Annotated in this window: 15 protein-coding genes; 7 read left to right on the forward strand and 8 right to left on the reverse strand. The window is 32.1% G+C overall.

What is annotated here, in order from left to right:
* Positions 1-30: 30 nt before the first annotated feature.
* Together pyk and amrB are read left to right on the forward strand one after the other, a co-directional pair.
* On the forward strand, positions 31-1,464 hold the full coding sequence (pyk, locus tag LKV13_RS01730) for a pyruvate kinase (protein WP_229088893.1): 1,434 nt from the start codon (positions 31-33) through the stop codon (positions 1,462-1,464).
* 17 nt (positions 1,465-1,481) lie between these two features.
* The gene (gene amrB / locus LKV13_RS01735; protein ID WP_229088894.1) at positions 1,482-2,222 is read left to right on the forward strand and encodes an AmmeMemoRadiSam system protein B; all 741 of its coding nucleotides are present in this window, start codon (positions 1,482-1,484) and stop codon (positions 2,220-2,222) included.
* 10 nt (positions 2,223-2,232) lie between these two features.
* On the opposite strand, the gene rpmB is transcribed toward amrB, so the two are convergent.
* Together rpmB and LKV13_RS01745 are read right to left on the reverse strand one after the other, a co-directional pair.
* Positions 2,233-2,511, reverse strand: coding sequence for a 50S ribosomal protein L28 (gene rpmB, locus LKV13_RS01740; protein ID WP_229088895.1), 279 nt, complete (start codon positions 2,509-2,511; stop codon positions 2,233-2,235).
* 9 nt (positions 2,512-2,520) lie between these two features.
* Positions 2,521-4,089 carry a hypothetical protein gene (locus LKV13_RS01745; RefSeq protein ID WP_229088896.1) on the reverse strand — a complete coding sequence of 523 codons (1,569 nt, stop codon included), beginning with the start codon at positions 4,087-4,089 and terminating at the stop codon, positions 2,521-2,523.
* A 105-nt stretch (positions 4,090-4,194) separates the two neighbouring features.
* Between LKV13_RS01745 and LKV13_RS01750 the strand changes: the two genes are divergently transcribed.
* A complete protein-coding gene (locus LKV13_RS01750; protein ID WP_229088897.1) occupies positions 4,195-5,292 on the forward strand; it encodes a hypothetical protein in 1,098 nt (365 codons plus the stop codon).
* 19 nt (positions 5,293-5,311) lie between these two features.
* On the opposite strand, the gene LKV13_RS01755 is transcribed toward LKV13_RS01750, so the two are convergent.
* Genes LKV13_RS01755 through LKV13_RS01780 form a run of 6 tightly spaced genes read right to left on the reverse strand, consistent with a single transcriptional unit; the run spans position 5,312 to position 11,352 of the window.
* Positions 5,312-7,099 carry a hypothetical protein gene (locus LKV13_RS01755; protein ID WP_229088898.1) on the reverse strand — a complete coding sequence of 596 codons (1,788 nt, stop codon included), beginning with the start codon at positions 7,097-7,099 and terminating at the stop codon, positions 5,312-5,314.
* A 12-nt stretch (positions 7,100-7,111) separates the two neighbouring features.
* The gene (locus LKV13_RS01760; RefSeq protein ID WP_229088899.1) at positions 7,112-8,053 is read right to left on the reverse strand and encodes a hypothetical protein; all 942 of its coding nucleotides are present in this window, start codon (positions 8,051-8,053) and stop codon (positions 7,112-7,114) included.
* A gap of 28 nt (positions 8,054-8,081) precedes the next feature.
* On the reverse strand, positions 8,082-8,567 hold the full coding sequence (locus LKV13_RS01765; RefSeq protein WP_229088900.1) for a CarD family transcriptional regulator: 486 nt from the start codon (positions 8,565-8,567) through the stop codon (positions 8,082-8,084).
* 48 nt (positions 8,568-8,615) lie between these two features.
* The gene (locus LKV13_RS01770) at positions 8,616-9,209 is read right to left on the reverse strand and encodes a hypothetical protein (RefSeq protein ID WP_229088901.1); all 594 of its coding nucleotides are present in this window, start codon (positions 9,207-9,209) and stop codon (positions 8,616-8,618) included.
* Positions 9,202-9,930: a 16S rRNA (uracil(1498)-N(3))-methyltransferase gene (locus tag LKV13_RS01775; RefSeq protein WP_229088902.1), complete on the reverse strand. Its 729-nt coding sequence runs from the start codon at positions 9,928-9,930 to the stop codon at positions 9,202-9,204. Before LKV13_RS01775 ends, LKV13_RS01770 begins: the two co-directional genes overlap by 8 nt.
* A gap of 3 nt (positions 9,931-9,933) precedes the next feature.
* Positions 9,934-11,352, reverse strand: a complete 1,419-nt coding sequence (locus LKV13_RS01780; RefSeq protein ID WP_229088903.1) for a S41 family peptidase — start codon at positions 11,350-11,352, stop codon at positions 9,934-9,936.
* Positions 11,353-11,413: 61 nt separating this feature from the next.
* On the opposite strand from LKV13_RS01780, the gene LKV13_RS01785 reads away from it, so the two are divergent.
* The 4 genes from LKV13_RS01785 to LKV13_RS01800 are packed head-to-tail and all read left to right on the forward strand — an operon-like array spanning position 11,414 to position 15,979.
* Complete coding sequence (locus LKV13_RS01785) at positions 11,414-11,833, forward strand: hypothetical protein (protein ID WP_229088904.1); 420 nt, start codon at positions 11,414-11,416, stop codon at positions 11,831-11,833.
* Between the two features lie 4 nt (positions 11,834-11,837).
* Positions 11,838-12,971: a P-loop NTPase gene (locus LKV13_RS01790; protein ID WP_229088905.1), complete on the forward strand. Its 1,134-nt coding sequence runs from the start codon at positions 11,838-11,840 to the stop codon at positions 12,969-12,971.
* 9 nt (positions 12,972-12,980) lie between these two features.
* On the forward strand, positions 12,981-13,940 hold the full coding sequence (gene lgt / locus LKV13_RS01795) for a prolipoprotein diacylglyceryl transferase (RefSeq protein WP_229088906.1): 960 nt from the start codon (positions 12,981-12,983) through the stop codon (positions 13,938-13,940).
* A gap of 53 nt (positions 13,941-13,993) precedes the next feature.
* On the forward strand, positions 13,994-15,979 hold the full coding sequence (locus LKV13_RS01800) for an EAL domain-containing protein (RefSeq protein ID WP_229088907.1): 1,986 nt from the start codon (positions 13,994-13,996) through the stop codon (positions 15,977-15,979).
* Positions 15,980-16,025 lie beyond the last annotated feature (46 nt).

The following is a 16,025-nucleotide window of genomic DNA, read 5'->3' on the forward strand; positions in this document are numbered from 1 at the left end:
ATAAAATTTAAATAGCGGAGGGACAAGCAAATGATAAAAAAATTAACAAAAATAGTAGCAACGATATCTGACCTTAGATGCGACCCAGATCACATAAAAGATTTATATGAAGCAGGGGTTAATGTAATAAGACTTAACACAGCTCATCAATCTCATGAAGATGCTTTAAAGGTGATTAACAATGTTAGACAAGTTTCAAATAAAATAGCATTAATGATTGACACAAAAGGCCCAGAAGTTAGAACGGCAAACATTGAAACCCCCATTTCCGTCAAAATGGGAGACAGGGTAATGATCTCAACATCACCTATTGACGATCCCAAATCGTTTCAAACTAATTACAATAACTTTGTTAATGAGGTTCCAAATGGCTCCAGGGTTCTTATTGATGATGGCGAACTCGAAATGATTGTTATTGAAAAACTAACAGACAGATTGATTTTTGAGGTTAAAAATGACGGACAAATTAAAAATAAAAAATCGATAAATACACCAGGAGTTCCACTTAAACTACAATCTGTAACCGAAAAGGACAAAGGATTTATTGAACTTGCTGCAAAACAAAATATTGATTTTATTGCCCACTCATTTGTAAGACATGAAAAGGATATTCAAGACGTCAAGGATATATTAAATACTGCTGGGAATCCTGATGTAAAAATCATTTCTAAAGTTGAAAATCAAGAAGGAATCGATAATATTGAAGAAATTGTAAAGGCTTCATATGGAATCATGGTGGCAAGAGGGGACATGGGTGTTGAAATACCTGCTGAGGATGTCCCTTTGGCTCAAATTAAAATAACAAAAACTTGCATCAAGTATGGAGTACCCGTAATTACTGCAACACAAATGCTTCACTCAATGATTGAAAATCCAAGGCCTACACGGGCAGAGGTTTCCGACGTTGCTAATGCAATTTTAAATGGTACAGACGCTATCATGTTGTCAGGTGAGACAGCCTACGGTAAATATCCAATTGAGTCTGTTAAGATGATGACTAGAATCGCTAGAGAAGTTGAAAAACATAGGGAAAAAACATTATTTAGAGATGAAATCTTTTGTAGTAAAAGGATTATTAGAAACTACATTATTAAATGTGCAATTGACTCAACTAAAATAATGCCCATAAAAGCTATCATTGTTGACTCACTAAAGGGGCGTACTGCAAGAGTAATGGCTACATATAGAGCGAGCGTTCCTTTGTTTATTACAACAAGCAATGAGAGAATTGCAAGAGAACTATCCCTTTCTTATGGCGTTTATTCTAATCTTGTTGATAACAGCTTTAAAAGAACAACTGAGTTTGTAGTAACTTCCCTTGAGCTACTCAAGAAACAAGGAATAGTTAAAGACTCAGACACTGTAGTCATTATCTCTGGAAACCCAAAAAGAGACGCAAGCAAGGGTACAGAATTTATGGAAATAAATACAGTAGAAGACGCAATTAAGGGACGGAACATATAAACAAAATAAGAAATAGTTTGGTTGACAATATATTTTACTCAAACGACAAGTTCGATCTAGACTCACTAGACTTGTACAAAAGAAGGACTCATAAAGCACTTCTAGTTAGCTACGGAGGTTATGAGTTTTTCTTAAAAAATTCCCACTTGTTCCAAAAAATAATAGCCAAGAACACGAAAAATATTTTCATATTCTCACAAACAAAAGAAAATGCACGGGTTAACATTTCAACTCACAAAGCCTGGAGCATACTAGACTCAAAAATTGATGTAAATACAGACATAATAAAATCAATACAAAACCTTGAATTTATAAACACAGAAGATAAAATAATAGAAAACGACCATAAAATCGAAATCGCGTCAAATTTTATCAAAGACATGACAAGAGAAATAAAAATAATCCCCCTAATATTGGGCAAACTCAACTACCAAGCCCTAAAGGAATTTAGTCAATTTTTAAGCGAATTTACAAAAAAAGAAGAAAATTCTTTCTTATTTCTTTCCTATTTCACCGCACGCTCTACAAACCCAAACAAGACTATCAGACAAGCAGCAACACTAAAAGAGCTCTTACTTACAAACAGCCTAAATTCCTCCATAATCCTAGAACATTACAATTCGAACAAAATATCCCCCGAAAACATAAACGCTTTCGTAATAATGCACAAACTTTTCCAAAGATTCGAATTCGCACACAGGGAAGCCGCATACAACGACAACGAACATTCAATAATAGAAAACATATTGATAAACTGAAATCAAAATCCTAAATAAAGTCTTCTAGTCTCTTGCAATTTTTCTTCAAAAAGACATCAAGACCCACCTTTGAAATGCTCCTTAACGCATTCGCAGAAACCCTGATACTAATACTTCTCCCCAACTCAGGAATAAAAAACTTCTTATTAATCAAATTGACTTTAAAGGTTCTTCTAGTCTTAACACCAATATGCTGCCCTGCCCCACCCCTTCTTTTAGCAAGTCCCTTCCTTGGCACATTATTTCCAAACAAGGTCCTCTTTCCTGTTATCTCACACTCTCTGCCCATCCAAAACTCCTAAACCGTTTGTTTCCTCTCTAAATACAAGTCCATCAACTTTAAAAACAAGCCCAAACTACCTGTTACGTTCTTAATTATACTACCAAAGTTTAAATTATTTCCATATGTTTTTATAAGATCAATATCAAGCTCCTTCCAGTTATAAATCAATTCTCTTTCCGAAGAAGTTTTAACATAATCTTCTAAACAATCCCTTAACCGTTGTTCCATAGAATAAATTATCGAATAATAATCATTCAATAACACAAGGGCCTTTTTATTAATATCTGCTACTATGCTTACTAACAACTTTTCTGACGATTTATCTCCAACAGAAGCCCTATGCAAAAGAGCCTTAATTCTATTACCATAGCTCCCCTGCTCACCAAGATTATTATCAAAATCAATAAGACTCGAATAAGTATTGATTAAAGAATGCATATCATTAGACATATGCCTTGAAATCTCAATATCCTTCCACTGCCCCTTAATGATAAGAACATTGACAATATCATTGAGCTCTTTCTTCACAAAATTGATCACATAAGTTTTCAAATAACCTAGCAGTTCATAATAAACATAGCCAGGAGTGCTTGGAATTTTAGATGTAATCTTAACATTCATCCTCTCATTGTAGTTATCCAAATGTAAAATCGTGCCTGCAGGGAACAATTTCTCAGCCAAAACCCTAGATTTACTATTTTTTTGCAAAACCTTAATTTTTTCTATTTCATTTGCAACATGCTTTGCAAGATCATTGAAAAATGCTTTTGCCATAGGCTTTGGCTTCTTCCTATTAGATATAGGAAAATAATCAGGGTCTCCGCTAACATACCTTACAAGATACAAAATTTCCTTATTCTTATTTATTTCAATGATTGAAGATATTATCTTAAGCCAAACATTCGGCTTAAGAGGAAAATTTCCCTTATCCCCATACACATCCGAAAGGATATCATATAGATTCTTCCAGACAGAGGAATCTACAACAGAATATATGTTCTCTAAAAAATCTTTAATCTCGTCAAGAATTGAACCGCAACCAACAGCGTTGAACCTTGGCTTATAAACAAAATCATCTTCCGGAAATAGATTATCAAAGTTCTTAATAATCGAGTGATATGGATATAAGACCAAATCAAAAAAGACATATAAAGCTTCACAAGTCTCATCGATCAATCTAATTTGCTCTTGAGTTACATTCTTAAATAAAAAATTTAAATTATTATTCAAATTTTTAGGCACATCTGATGTGAAACTAGGCATATCACCTGCAGAAAAAGAATAAACATAATCTAAAGCCTTTTTCTGATTCTCATTTAGATAATTCTCAACAACAAAGTGAATTATCTTGTTTGAATTTCGATATCTCTGCACAAAAAGCTTTAAAGGAGCAAAAGTTCTGTAAAGATTATAAATAAACTTAGCAAACTGAGGCAAAGCTTGTATTTTTGAAGCATTAAAAAAATTACTTACCTTATCCAAGTTATTCTTTAATTCTCTAATTCTTTTATGCCTGACCTGTTCAGGAGTAAGCTCTTTATTAAAGATAGAAAATAAAAAATCAAACAAACCCAAACTTACCAATCCCCCGCTAAAAATTAAGCACAAAATAAATAACGCTTCAAAACACCTGCGCTACCAAAATTATACATAATTTATTGTAAAATAAAAGGAAGTAAGGTAAATAATTTGCATGTACATAAAAAATCAGTTCTAATCACAGCTTTTATCTTGATTCTTAGTTGTTCGGCAAATGATAATGTAGTCTTACTAACCGACAGTAAAATCATTCCATTTTACGTATCACAATTTAATATAGAAAACAAAACAAATTTTATAGTTAAATACAAAGATCATATTAATGCACAAATAATTAACAAAGAAAATGCTCAGGTAGTTATAGCAAAAACCATAGACGATATTAATATAATTAAAAATTTTAAAAATCTTCAAAAGTACTATCACCCAGATTATCCAGTTCTAAATGGTATATCTGAGAAGTTCACATACAGAATTATTCCTATAAGCTTTGATATTCCAATCTTAATGTATAAAAACGAATACGATATAGAGCAGTACATTGATGTGCAAAATATTAAAACAATATACAAACTTTTTCAAAGGGAAAAAAAATTCTTTCTTTCTCCCTTCATTTCTGAAAATCTTTTCTACGTAGTGTCTAAAATAAACAAGGTAGACTTTCATCTTGCAAACAATAATCCTGAATATGATGAGGAAAAAATGTTAAGCATGAAAGAACACTTTAAATCATTTTTAGACGTAAATGAAATTAAAATTCAAAAAGATTTTGCAGAAAAATACCAATATTTAAAATTAGAAAATATTTTACTTGAAAAAAACACACTTTTAATAGCAGGGCTGGCTGATTTAGAATATTACAAAGGGTTAAAGAAAGACGTCAGAAATAAAATTAACTTTTCATACTTAACAAACCAAAACAAAAAATTAACAATATCCAATATAAGCTTTATGGGAGTTAAAGAGTTGTCACAACTTGCAGAAAGATTTGTCGTCTGGGTATTGGATAAAGAAGTACAGAAAGCCCTAATTGAACTTAAAAACAGAGCTAAATTTGATGAACATTTCGGTTTCATAAGCGGCCTCACGCCCTATAAAAGCTTAAATTTAAAACTAAACATTAAAAAAGAAACCCCTCTTTTCATCATCGATGAAAACTACATAGACGAAAGCACATATATACCCAATAAAAAACAAATAGAGAAAGAAATCCAAATAATTAATGAATTGTTTATCGACAACTACTAGTCTTTCAAAAAAACTGAAATTATGATTCTCTATAATTAAAATGTATTAAATGAAACATAACAATCAACAAGAGAAGAAGGATCAGAACAAAGGGCAAATACATGCTGGCAAACATTTGAATAAAAACTGCTACCAAAACAAATAACAAATAATTTACGAAAATCGAAACAATAATCGAAAATACAGCTATCATGATGGATACTAAAAATATTAAGAACTTCGAACCCACTTGAAAACTCACCCTAGAAGACACAGCAATAAATAACATTCCCCATAAAACTAATAATACAGGGTTTATCAATAATAAAAGACTGAACGAAAAAATACTTACCAATCTTAAGTTAAGCATTTCAATTTGACTAAAAGCTTTCAAAAGCCCTTGGGCAGACAAAAATAAGTTGCTACTAGAATTAGAAAATAAATGCAAATTATCAACATCTTTATTAATGCTAATAATACGACCACCTAAATCAAAGTCTCCGGTCGAAACAATAACTTTAGTAGCGGTAATACTGCTGTCTTCATTATCCTTATCCAACACATTCTGATAAACCTCATTGCCCTGAAGAGTAGCAAATGGAACTTTAATGTGCAACACAACATTGCCTGATTTATTAAATCTAATAAGCTCAAAATTTCTAATCATCTTTATATAAGAGATATCACTTACAACTTTTTGCATATAAATATAATCATGTGTTTTACTATCAGGATTAAATTGAAACAAAAATATATCATTTATACCATGATGTTCATAATATTTTTCAATCTCATCGAAGAAAAGGTACTCACTTCTAAGTTTTTCCAGAGACTTATTTTTATAGCCTAAAATCTCATTGTCATTCGGAAATAATTTATGGAGCCTTAAGAACCCATAATAGGCAGATTTAAATTTCTCTGTGTTAAAATACAAAAAATTTTTCTGTTTCTCTTCTAAAACCAAATGTCCCTTTTCACTCTCAATATTTTTGCTCTCGTTAATAGCCTTGAAAGTTAAATCCAGAAGAGCAGCAAGACCATCATCCCCAGTGGAAGCAAATCCTATATAAGCAAGATAATTAGCAGTAGGATAATCGCCCCTACCAATAAGCTCATTAACAATATCCTGAAAATCTTTCTTGGTAAGCTTTCTAATTAAATATGCATTAACAGTCTTGTTTATCTTTTCCAGATCAACATCATAGACAGGCATTCTATCGTATTCTGATTTAACTAGGTAATAATTAGTGGAAAGTTCATCGTTATCAAAGTCAATAAGCCTCATTTTATTATAGATCCTAATTAAATCCTCAAGATATTTTTTTTTCTTCTTCATTGCATCTACTAAATAATCTGAGCCTAAAATCCTGTTTTCTGATAAGTTTATGTCTATACCCCTTACCTTGTAAACTATTTCATTTGCCTGACGCTCCAAAAGATTATACCTATCATAGGTATACCTATATTCACTCCTCTGTGTGAGGGCATAAGGTAGAATAAAATTAAAAACAAAAGAAAACAAAACTCCCACTATAAAAAATAAAAATACAAATGGATAAAATCTTCCAAATAAGTACCCCGTATACCCTTTTAAATAGCATTTCACTTCATAACTACTTAAAAAAATAAAGTAAACACAAACAAAAAATATAAAAAATCCATTAAAATAACGATAAACATCCAAAACAGTGTCGAAAAACGTGGCTATTAACCTATATTTTTCCAAATAACCCGGCCCTAAAAAATACGTATAACAAAAAATTAAACAAATAAATAAAAACAAATAAATAACAAAATTACTCAAAAAGACATACAACTCTCTTTTCATAAACTCCACAGACTATTTTAGCAAACTGGTATCAAATCCTTCGCCAACCTTAATACAAGAGGCAATAAACCCAAACAAATAAACAGAAAAGAATGTCAGAACACAAAAAACAAAAGGAATGTAATCAGATACTAAACTCCTTCCCATAATTGAATCAAAATTCTTAGGAAACTCAACCGCATAAAGATTATAAACTTTAAAAAATAAAAAAACAAAGATAGGATAAAGAAATAGAGAAAAACTACTTGAAAATATGAGATTAAAAATATAGAAAAATGAGAACAAAAGTAAACCGAATCCAAATGCATTAAAAATCAGATCAGTATGACCTAAAGATAGAAAAAAATTATTTAAAGTTTCTAAATCATTAAAAACATAGCTGATCAGTTTGCTATATATTCTTTGCATCAAGAATACATCTTTCTTGGAATAAACAATGTTATCTCTAGGAAAGTCTTGGGCATATGAAAACCCACTAAAATCCCCATCATCATCGTTACGCTCTACCTTTAAAAGACCCTTAAAGCCAAACTGTTTGGAATCATCACTGTACAAAACCAACTTATCATCAAAGAAATGTACTATCCCGTCTCTAATAGTCCTACCGCTCTTTTGATGAAATCCCACAAATATAGTATTAAAGTCGTAGGCCGCTTTAAATCCAAAGTAAGACAATACCAATATAGAAACAAAAGTGACAAAACACAAAACCCTAGACATTCCCATAGCCTCTGCGTTGAAGGGATAAGAAATTCTCATAAAAGTAAAAACAAGAGCCAAGGGAAAGGCATAAAGATAAGCATCATGATAAAGCTCGTAACTAAAAACAGAAAAATTCACATACAAAAATTTATATTTCAAATAAAATGTACAAAGAAAGACAAAAGACAAAACAAAAAACACAAAAACAAACCTACAGGATACCAAAAAAACAGATCTTAAAACATCAAACACAAAAAACCCCTAGCCAAAAACTAATATCTTAAGACTTCCCAACAAGCAAAACATCTCTAATCTTCTGCTTGGCTTCCTCAAAACTAATTTGTAAGGCTAAACTAATCTCATGTTCCAAAATCAACTCAAAATCATTTAAAATCCTCTTCTCATAGAAAGGTAACTCTTTTTGAATAGATTTCGTGTATAAGTATTTATACAACCTAGCAGTATTTAGTATATCGCTCTGCTTATAAAAATCATGACTACCATCCTTTATTTTTTTCTGATCTATCTGACCCTCGAAATCTTTTATAACATCAAACACTTCCTCTACTTTCTCCCTACTAACCAAAGCCCTGATACCAAGATCGCTAGCCCTATCAACCGGAACCATGAAAGTCATCTCATTAAACGGAAAGTATATTTCATAATAATCAATAAACTTACCATTAAACTCTTTATTTTGAATATTTTTTATCCTACCCACTCCCTGCATCGGATAGACGATAGCTTGATCTAATACAAACGCCACTCTTTCCCTCATATAACAAAATTCTACTAACGTTTAAATCAAAAGAAATTACAAAAACACACTCAAGTTAGTTCTAATACTAAACTTATCTGCATAAAACAAATCCTTAAGGTAATTACCACCGCAAAAACTTATTATCACACTAGGAGTAAGTTTATTAATATTTGCAAAAAACATCTCCCTGTTCCTCCTAACAGCCCTCAGATCATAGTAACCAATGAAATTAATCTCCTTATGCGACCCTTTCAATCTTAAAAAATTCCTCTTAGAAACTACCTTGTCCTCGTCGATAATATAGCATGTTTTATATGTATTTTCTAGTATACGCATTAAAACAAGCAAAATTGAATTTGAATCATAACAACCGATATCAATCTTTTTAAAAAGCTTACAAAGAACTCTTAGTAACCTAGAATTTGAAAAAACAAGCGAAGAAGCCTTAACAAGATTTCTAAATTTTTTAAAGATCAAAAATTTCAAAAAAGCCTTAAAATCAACAAAAATCACCATTGAATGATATGGATGCGATAAAAGGTATTCAAATCGACTCGACAATTTATCAGCATTCCTAAACACATCTATTGGGAATCCACAAAAATAAATCCTATCCGGCTTTGAATATATATCTTTTAGATTAGCCACCATTACCCTCTAATAACAGTTTAAAACAAATAAGCGAATAAACAATAGCTGTATCTGATCTTAAAACTGGAGTATTAAACCTTACAAATTTAAAACCCATTTCCTTAAACAAATTAATTTCCGACATTGAAAAACAGCCCTCAGGCCCTACTAAAATGCCAATTTTATTCGAAGTACCCACACCATCCCCGCAACTTAATAAAACCCCCAGTTGATGAGCAACATAATAACTAACAGCAGATGAATAAGGAATGCTAAAAAAATTTTTGTAAAAATTAACACTGGGTACATGCACGTTACCACTCTGTTTCAAAGCTTCATCAATTATTCTTGAAAACCTAGAACTTTTAAAGTTCAAATCATTAACATCTACTCTAGAAACAGAATTATCAGCATTAACAATATTTATTTGGTCTACTCCAATTTCAACAATTTGCCTCAAACAAAAATCTAACCTTCTACCCTTAAGACTGGATATAAACACACTTATCTCAAAGTCTCTCTTCTTTATCTTCTCTACCCTCAGAGTAGACAGTCTAATAAGTTTATTATCCATGCTTAAAATTTCAGCAAACCTTACGTCCTCTCCCTTCAGCAAAACATTCAATCTATCCCCTACCTTAACCCGCCTCACATCAACAAGATAGTGATAGATTTTAACATCGTTAATAACGATATCATTTCCAAATAAACAGTCATCGCCTAGGACTATTTGTTTCACAAATTAATTTCCAACTTCTCTCATAAGATACTCATAAGAAGCTTTTAACGCCTTATCATAATGTAGATTATAGATTAACGCTTCTTGATTTGTATCTTGATAAAACCTATTAAGCACATATTGACCCAAAAAATCCCTATCCACATTATAACTAGAATGCTGTCTAACAAGATTATCAATAAAACCATCTATTTCAGTTTCCGTAATAGTTTTTCTATCCTTCAAAAAATTCCCTATCAAATCCTTATCAAAAATCTCCTTATACACTGCAACTTCCTCTTCAGAAAAATCCTTTGAAACAATTTCCAAATCAGGTTTAATTCCAACATTATGAATGCTTTGTCCAGAAGGAGTGTAGTACTTAGAGTTGGTAATCTTAAATCCTCCCGTATGGAAAGGAATCACATTCTGTATTACTCCTTTGCCATAAGACTTTTCCCCCACAACATAAGCTCTCTGATGGTCTTTTAAGGCGCCCACTAAAACCTCTGATGCGGATGCTGAATGCTTATCAATTAAGGCAACAATCTTCATGTCCAAAGGCACTAAATACTCGGAGCTAGCTTTATATTCAAATGGAACCCTAGCATCTCTTGCCTTTGTTGAGACAATAATTCCCTCAGTCAAAATATCATCGGCTATCTTTATTGCATCCTTAAGAAAACCCCCAGTGTTGAGTCTTAAGTCCAGTATTAAAGACTTAATATTTTGAGATTTAAGTTTTTCCAAAGCTTTTCTGAAGTAACTGTTAGTATTTGGATTAAAACTCACTATCCTAATGTACCCAACATCTTTACCAATTACATCATATTTAACAGTCTTTATATCCAATTTTTCCCTTATAAGCTCAAAGTCCAATTTTAAATCCTTACCTCTCAGAATAGAAACCTTAACCTTTGTACCTTCTGTACCTCTTAAAAGTTCAACAACCTGTTCCACTGTCATTAAAGAAGCACTCTTGCCATCAATCGCCGTAATATAATCACCAGACCTTATTCCAGCTCTGTACGCAGGCCCCTCCTCAAAAGGAGTAAGAATTTTAACATAAGGAACACCATGATCAAGGTTAGAGCTCGCAGAAGAATCTTTTTTGGTAATAGTAACCCCAATACCAACATAATTCCCCTCCGTAGTCTTTGATATTTCCTCCAAATCTTTTCTTGTCAAATATTGAGAGTAGGGGTCGCCCAACGCCTGAAACATACCCTTTAAAGCCCCCTCAAAAACGGCCTCATCATCAACAGGCTCAACGTAATTTCTCTTAATGAAATCGAAAGCTTCCGTCATCATATGACCATAATTTGACGCAGATAATTTACTTCCAGAAGAACCCACTTGTGCAAAGATAGATTCTACAATAACCAAAGAGCTGATACCAAAAGCCAACAAAAAGTATACAAATGCTAAAAATTTATTTCTCATCCAATTAATTCCTACACAAATAAAACTTGATTTTATCTTCATGATATAATACTTTAAGATTATGTCAAAGACAAATGCTTTAAAAACAAAAATTGCAGGCTTCATTGTCGCTGTTCAGGCTATCGAGAGCTTGTTAGTACTCTCAGAACTTTATGGAGTTATCAGCAAAACGATATTTGTCAACAACTCTTCTATCAAGCTCATGCTATCCCTTATCATATTCTCTCCGGAGTTATGTCTTGCGATACTGACAACAAACTATTTATTGTGCGAACAATTTAAAATACTTCACAGCCTGATTGTAACAACAAAAATTTTCCAAATAGTAATGGGTGTTATGTTATTTGTGCTGGGCTATTTCCTTCACTTGTACGTATACCAAATATCGCTATTTCATCTTTTAGGAATAACAATAATTTACGCTACATTTAATTCAGTGATTCTAGTTTTAATGAAAATAAAAGATAAAATAACGGAGTAGGGGATTGGTTATTATTCCTGTGGCCAGTGGAAAGGGGGGAGTTGGAAAGTCCCTTTTTTCGGCTAATGTCGCGATTTGTCTTGCAAATGAAGCAAAAAGGGTGCTCCTTGTCGATCTTGATCTTGGAGGCTCCAATCTGCACTCTATGTTCAATATTACTCCCAGAAAGGGCATTGGAACCTTCCTTAAGACAAGGGTTCCCTTTAAGGACATAATAATGGAATCCGGTCTTAAAAATCTGGACTTTATTGCAGGAGATTCTGATATTCCGGAGCTTGCAAATATAGCTGTCTTTCAAAAGAGGAGAATAATTAGCAGTTTAAGAGCACTCACTTATGACTATTTAATCATTGATCTTGGAGCTGGTACAACTTTTAATACAATAGACTTCTTTTTAATGTCAAATCGTGGGATCATAGTAACAATCCCAACAGTAACAGCAACAATGAATGCCTATTTATTCTTAAAAAATACAATCTTTAGGCTTATGTCAAGAATATTTACAAAGGAAACAAAAGGACACAAGATAATCTCTGAGATAAAAAAGGACTCTAGTGACTTGCAAAAAATATACGTCCCAAATCTACTACTTAAAATGGAAAATTATGATCCTGAAAATTACGAAAAGTTCATGACAATGTTTTCGCGATTTAGTCCTTTTATAGTCTTTAATATGCTAAACACACCTGATGACATTAAAAAAACAGAAAAGATACTAAAGTCTGCAAAGGATTATCTGAATATAAACTTACAAAGCATAGGTTCAATTTATAGAGATGAAATTATTGACAAAGCCTTAAACCATAAAATACCTATAACAATCTATAAGCCTGCAAGCCTAACCTCTAGAAGCATTAAAAAAATAGCAAGTAAATTGATTGAACTTGAAACCCTAGTAGATGATGCAGTGCTCTTAAGCGAGGAGGATATACACGAAAGTCATGACTTTGTTATAAAAGAAGCACAAGACGAATACTTGGAAAAATCTGAATATCTTAAATCATTGCTATTGGACAAAACGGTGGACAATAATGAAATTATTGATATAATAAAGTCCCAACAAAGAGAGATTGCAACGTTAAGAAAACAAAACATGATGTTTAAAAAAAAGTTGTTTAAGCAGTTAGTAAAAGATTGAGGAGAAGAAGTGCCTAATTACATAAATTATCCTGACTGGTTACATCCAGAAATAATTAAAGGAATTCCAATTACATGGTATAGCCTTTCCTATATCGTAATAATCATGATTTGCTACAAATTCATCTGGTACCAAATAAGGGTTGACAAAATTGATATTAATAGAAGTGATTATGAAACAATGATGTTCTCGCTTGTTATGGGGGCAATAATCGGAGGTAGGCTGGCGTCTACATTGATTTATGATAAAAGTGGAGTCTATTATACCCAACCCTGGTTAATCTTTCTACCATTTGACAAGCACTGGAACTTTACAGGCTTTAGAGGAATGGCGATACACGGAGGATTCTTTGGAGTAGTCATTGGACTATTGATAACGATTAATACTAGGCTTAAGAATACAAATGTGAAAAAATATTTCGCAAAGATAACAGATTATGGAGCAATAGCTTTTTCCTCCGGGTACATACTGGGGAGACTTGCTAATTTTGCAAATGCGGAGCTTTATGGAAGGCCAATGAGAGGGGGGGTGATATTCCCAAATGCAGAGCCTTTCAGCACAGATTACAAGGGAGTGAAAGATTTCGCAGAATCAATTGGACTTGAGGTATCGCCTCATGATTTGTTTATTAATCTACCAAGGATTCCATCGCAGCTTATTGAAGGATTTTTTGAAGGAACTGTGACATTTTTATTGCTGTGGTTTGTTTTCAGAAAGGTAAAAAGATATGACGGATTTATTTTTGGGGTATACGTAATTCTTTACGGTTTCTTCAGATTTTTAATTGAATACTTAAGAGAACCAGATAAGGAAATAGGATTTGTATTTACCTATAGCAAGCCTGAAAGCCTGTTGGACTTTTCGTTTTTAAACATATCAATGGGACAAGTGCTCTCGTTGCTCCTGATGTTGTCAGGAATAATTTGGCTCTCATGGGCCAAGATGAGATCCGAAAAATTAAATAAATAAATCACAAAAATATAGATTTATAACAAAACCAATATAGATTTATTTAAAGTAAGATGAAGAATACATGTCCGAATGCAATCGCGATATCTGGGGAAAAAATTAGTGAGGAGGAGATTGCGTGGCTTGGATCTTTTTTCAGCTTGTTATGCGTATCATTATCCAGAAAAAGCATCTCTAGGGACTTCATTAAGCAAAATGACATTGAGTTTGCCGTTATTTATAACAACAAAACCCCAATAGAATTTTCAATCAATATAGCAAATGACCTACAGAGTATAAATAAGGTATATTCAATCATAATAAACAACGAGCCTATAGAGGCAACAAATTACAGATTCAACCACATAGAAATATTAAACGATGTCAAAGAGCTAAGCCTTAATTACAATTTTATATATCAGAAAAAGCTTTTTCATGACAACATTAATGCAAACCTTGATTTTTTCCTGAACTTATCTGAGCTTATTAAAGAGATCGTAATAATTACAAATGTTGAAAACGATATTATCTACATTAATGAAAGAGGTAGTAAAGAGCTTGAACTTCCACTAAAGACTAGAGGCAAACCAAACAAAATAACGGATATAAACATCATAGACCTAGAGAAAGAGAAAAAAATAGACTTAAGTTATAACGTAGATGATATTCCTGAGTTCAGAAACATATTAATAACTGACTGTCTTTTAACCGCAAAGCACAATAAAAAATTAATTGTGGATTTATTTATTAGCACAATTGGCCAGAATAACATTGACAAATTGATAACGATAAAGGATATATCTCATTTAAAGTCCAAAAATCTTGAGATTGTTGACACACAAACAGATTTATACAACATCAAGGAACTTGAAGATCTCTTAATAAACCAAATTGAGTCCTCTTACAAGAACACATATTTATTTGACCTAGACCTACACCTGAACACAGAGTATGAATATAAAGGAAATAGAAAAAGCGTAGACTTAAAGATACTTAAAAAAATTACCTCTAAAATAATGTCATTTTATTCAGAATACATATTTCGAGTAAAGGATAATAATTTAATAGTTATTGTTTCCACAAATGGTGGCGAGAGGAGACTCATTGCCATTGCAGAAGAAATCAAGAAAACCATCTCTAACGAGCTTAGAAAACAAGGATTTATAATATTCAAATTCAACATAGGAGTAATAGAAGCTAATTTACAAGAAGACATAGAGACAACAATTTCGAAACTAAAAATAGCAACAAAAATATCTTCCGAATATAAAGATTCTCTTCCTATTTTATACAAAGATGAACTGCCAGAAACAATACTTATTAAAAACCAAAATAAAATTTTTGAATACATAGTAAAAGCAATTAAAAATGACTTCTTTACCCTCTATTATCAAAAAATAACTCCACTTAAAAAGAACTTAAAACCTAAAATCGAAATACTGACAAGACTTTTTGATCACACGGGTAATCCTGTCCCGAATATCACAGTATTTAATTTAATAGAAAAGTACAATCTGACTGTTGAAGTAGATCAACTGGTTGTTACTAAAGCCTTAAGAGAATACACAAATTTTGTGGCAAAAAATGGTATACATACTTTCTCAATCAACATTTCGCCACAATCGCTGAAATCCAAAAATTTTAGAATGTTCTTAAGGGAAACACTCCTTACAAGTCATGTTCCGCTTCAAAATATATGCTTGGAGATAACAGAAACCGGAATTTTAGAAAATTTTGAATTAGTCAACAATTATTTTAAGGAACTTAAAAGCTTTGGAGTCAAGCTGGCACTTGATGACTTTGGAAGTGGTCATACTTCACTTTCACACATTAAAATATTACCCATAGATATAATAAAGATAGATGGATCTTTCATTAAAGTAATAAATTCTAGCCAAACAGATCTTGTGATAATAAAATCGATCAAGGAAATTGCTGATACAAAGAGAATAAGAATAATAGCCGAATTCGTATCAAATGAAGAAATACTTAAAAAAATAAATGAAATCGGAATAGACTACGGACAAGGGTTCCTATGGCACACACCAGAACCAATGTAAAGATAAAGGTATTCAGAGCCAAGAATAGACCTCACTAGCCATAAGG

Origin of the sequence: Candidatus Borrelia undatumii (assembly GCF_020882015.2) — a bacterium.
Classification (GTDB): domain Bacteria; phylum Spirochaetota; class Spirochaetia; order Borreliales; family Borreliaceae; genus Borrelia.

Excerpts from the sequence above, each read along its gene's own strand:
- LKV13_RS01755 (WP_229088898.1), bottom strand. The coding sequence starts at position 7,099 with ATGAAAAGAGAGTTGTATGTCTTTTTGAGTAATTTTGTTATTTATTTG.
- LKV13_RS01800 (WP_229088907.1), top strand. The coding sequence starts at position 13,994 with ATGAAGAATACATGTCCGAATGCAATCGCGATATCTGGGGAAAAAATT.
- LKV13_RS01785 (WP_229088904.1), top strand. The coding sequence starts at position 11,414 with ATGTCAAAGACAAATGCTTTAAAAACAAAAATTGCAGGCTTCATTGTC.
- rpmB (WP_229088895.1), bottom strand. The coding sequence starts at position 2,511 with ATGGGCAGAGAGTGTGAGATAACAGGAAAGAGGACCTTGTTTGGAAAT.
- LKV13_RS01780 (WP_229088903.1), bottom strand. The coding sequence starts at position 11,352 with ATGAGAAATAAATTTTTAGCATTTGTATACTTTTTGTTGGCTTTTGGT.
- pyk (WP_229088893.1), top strand. The coding sequence starts at position 31 with ATGATAAAAAAATTAACAAAAATAGTAGCAACGATATCTGACCTTAGA.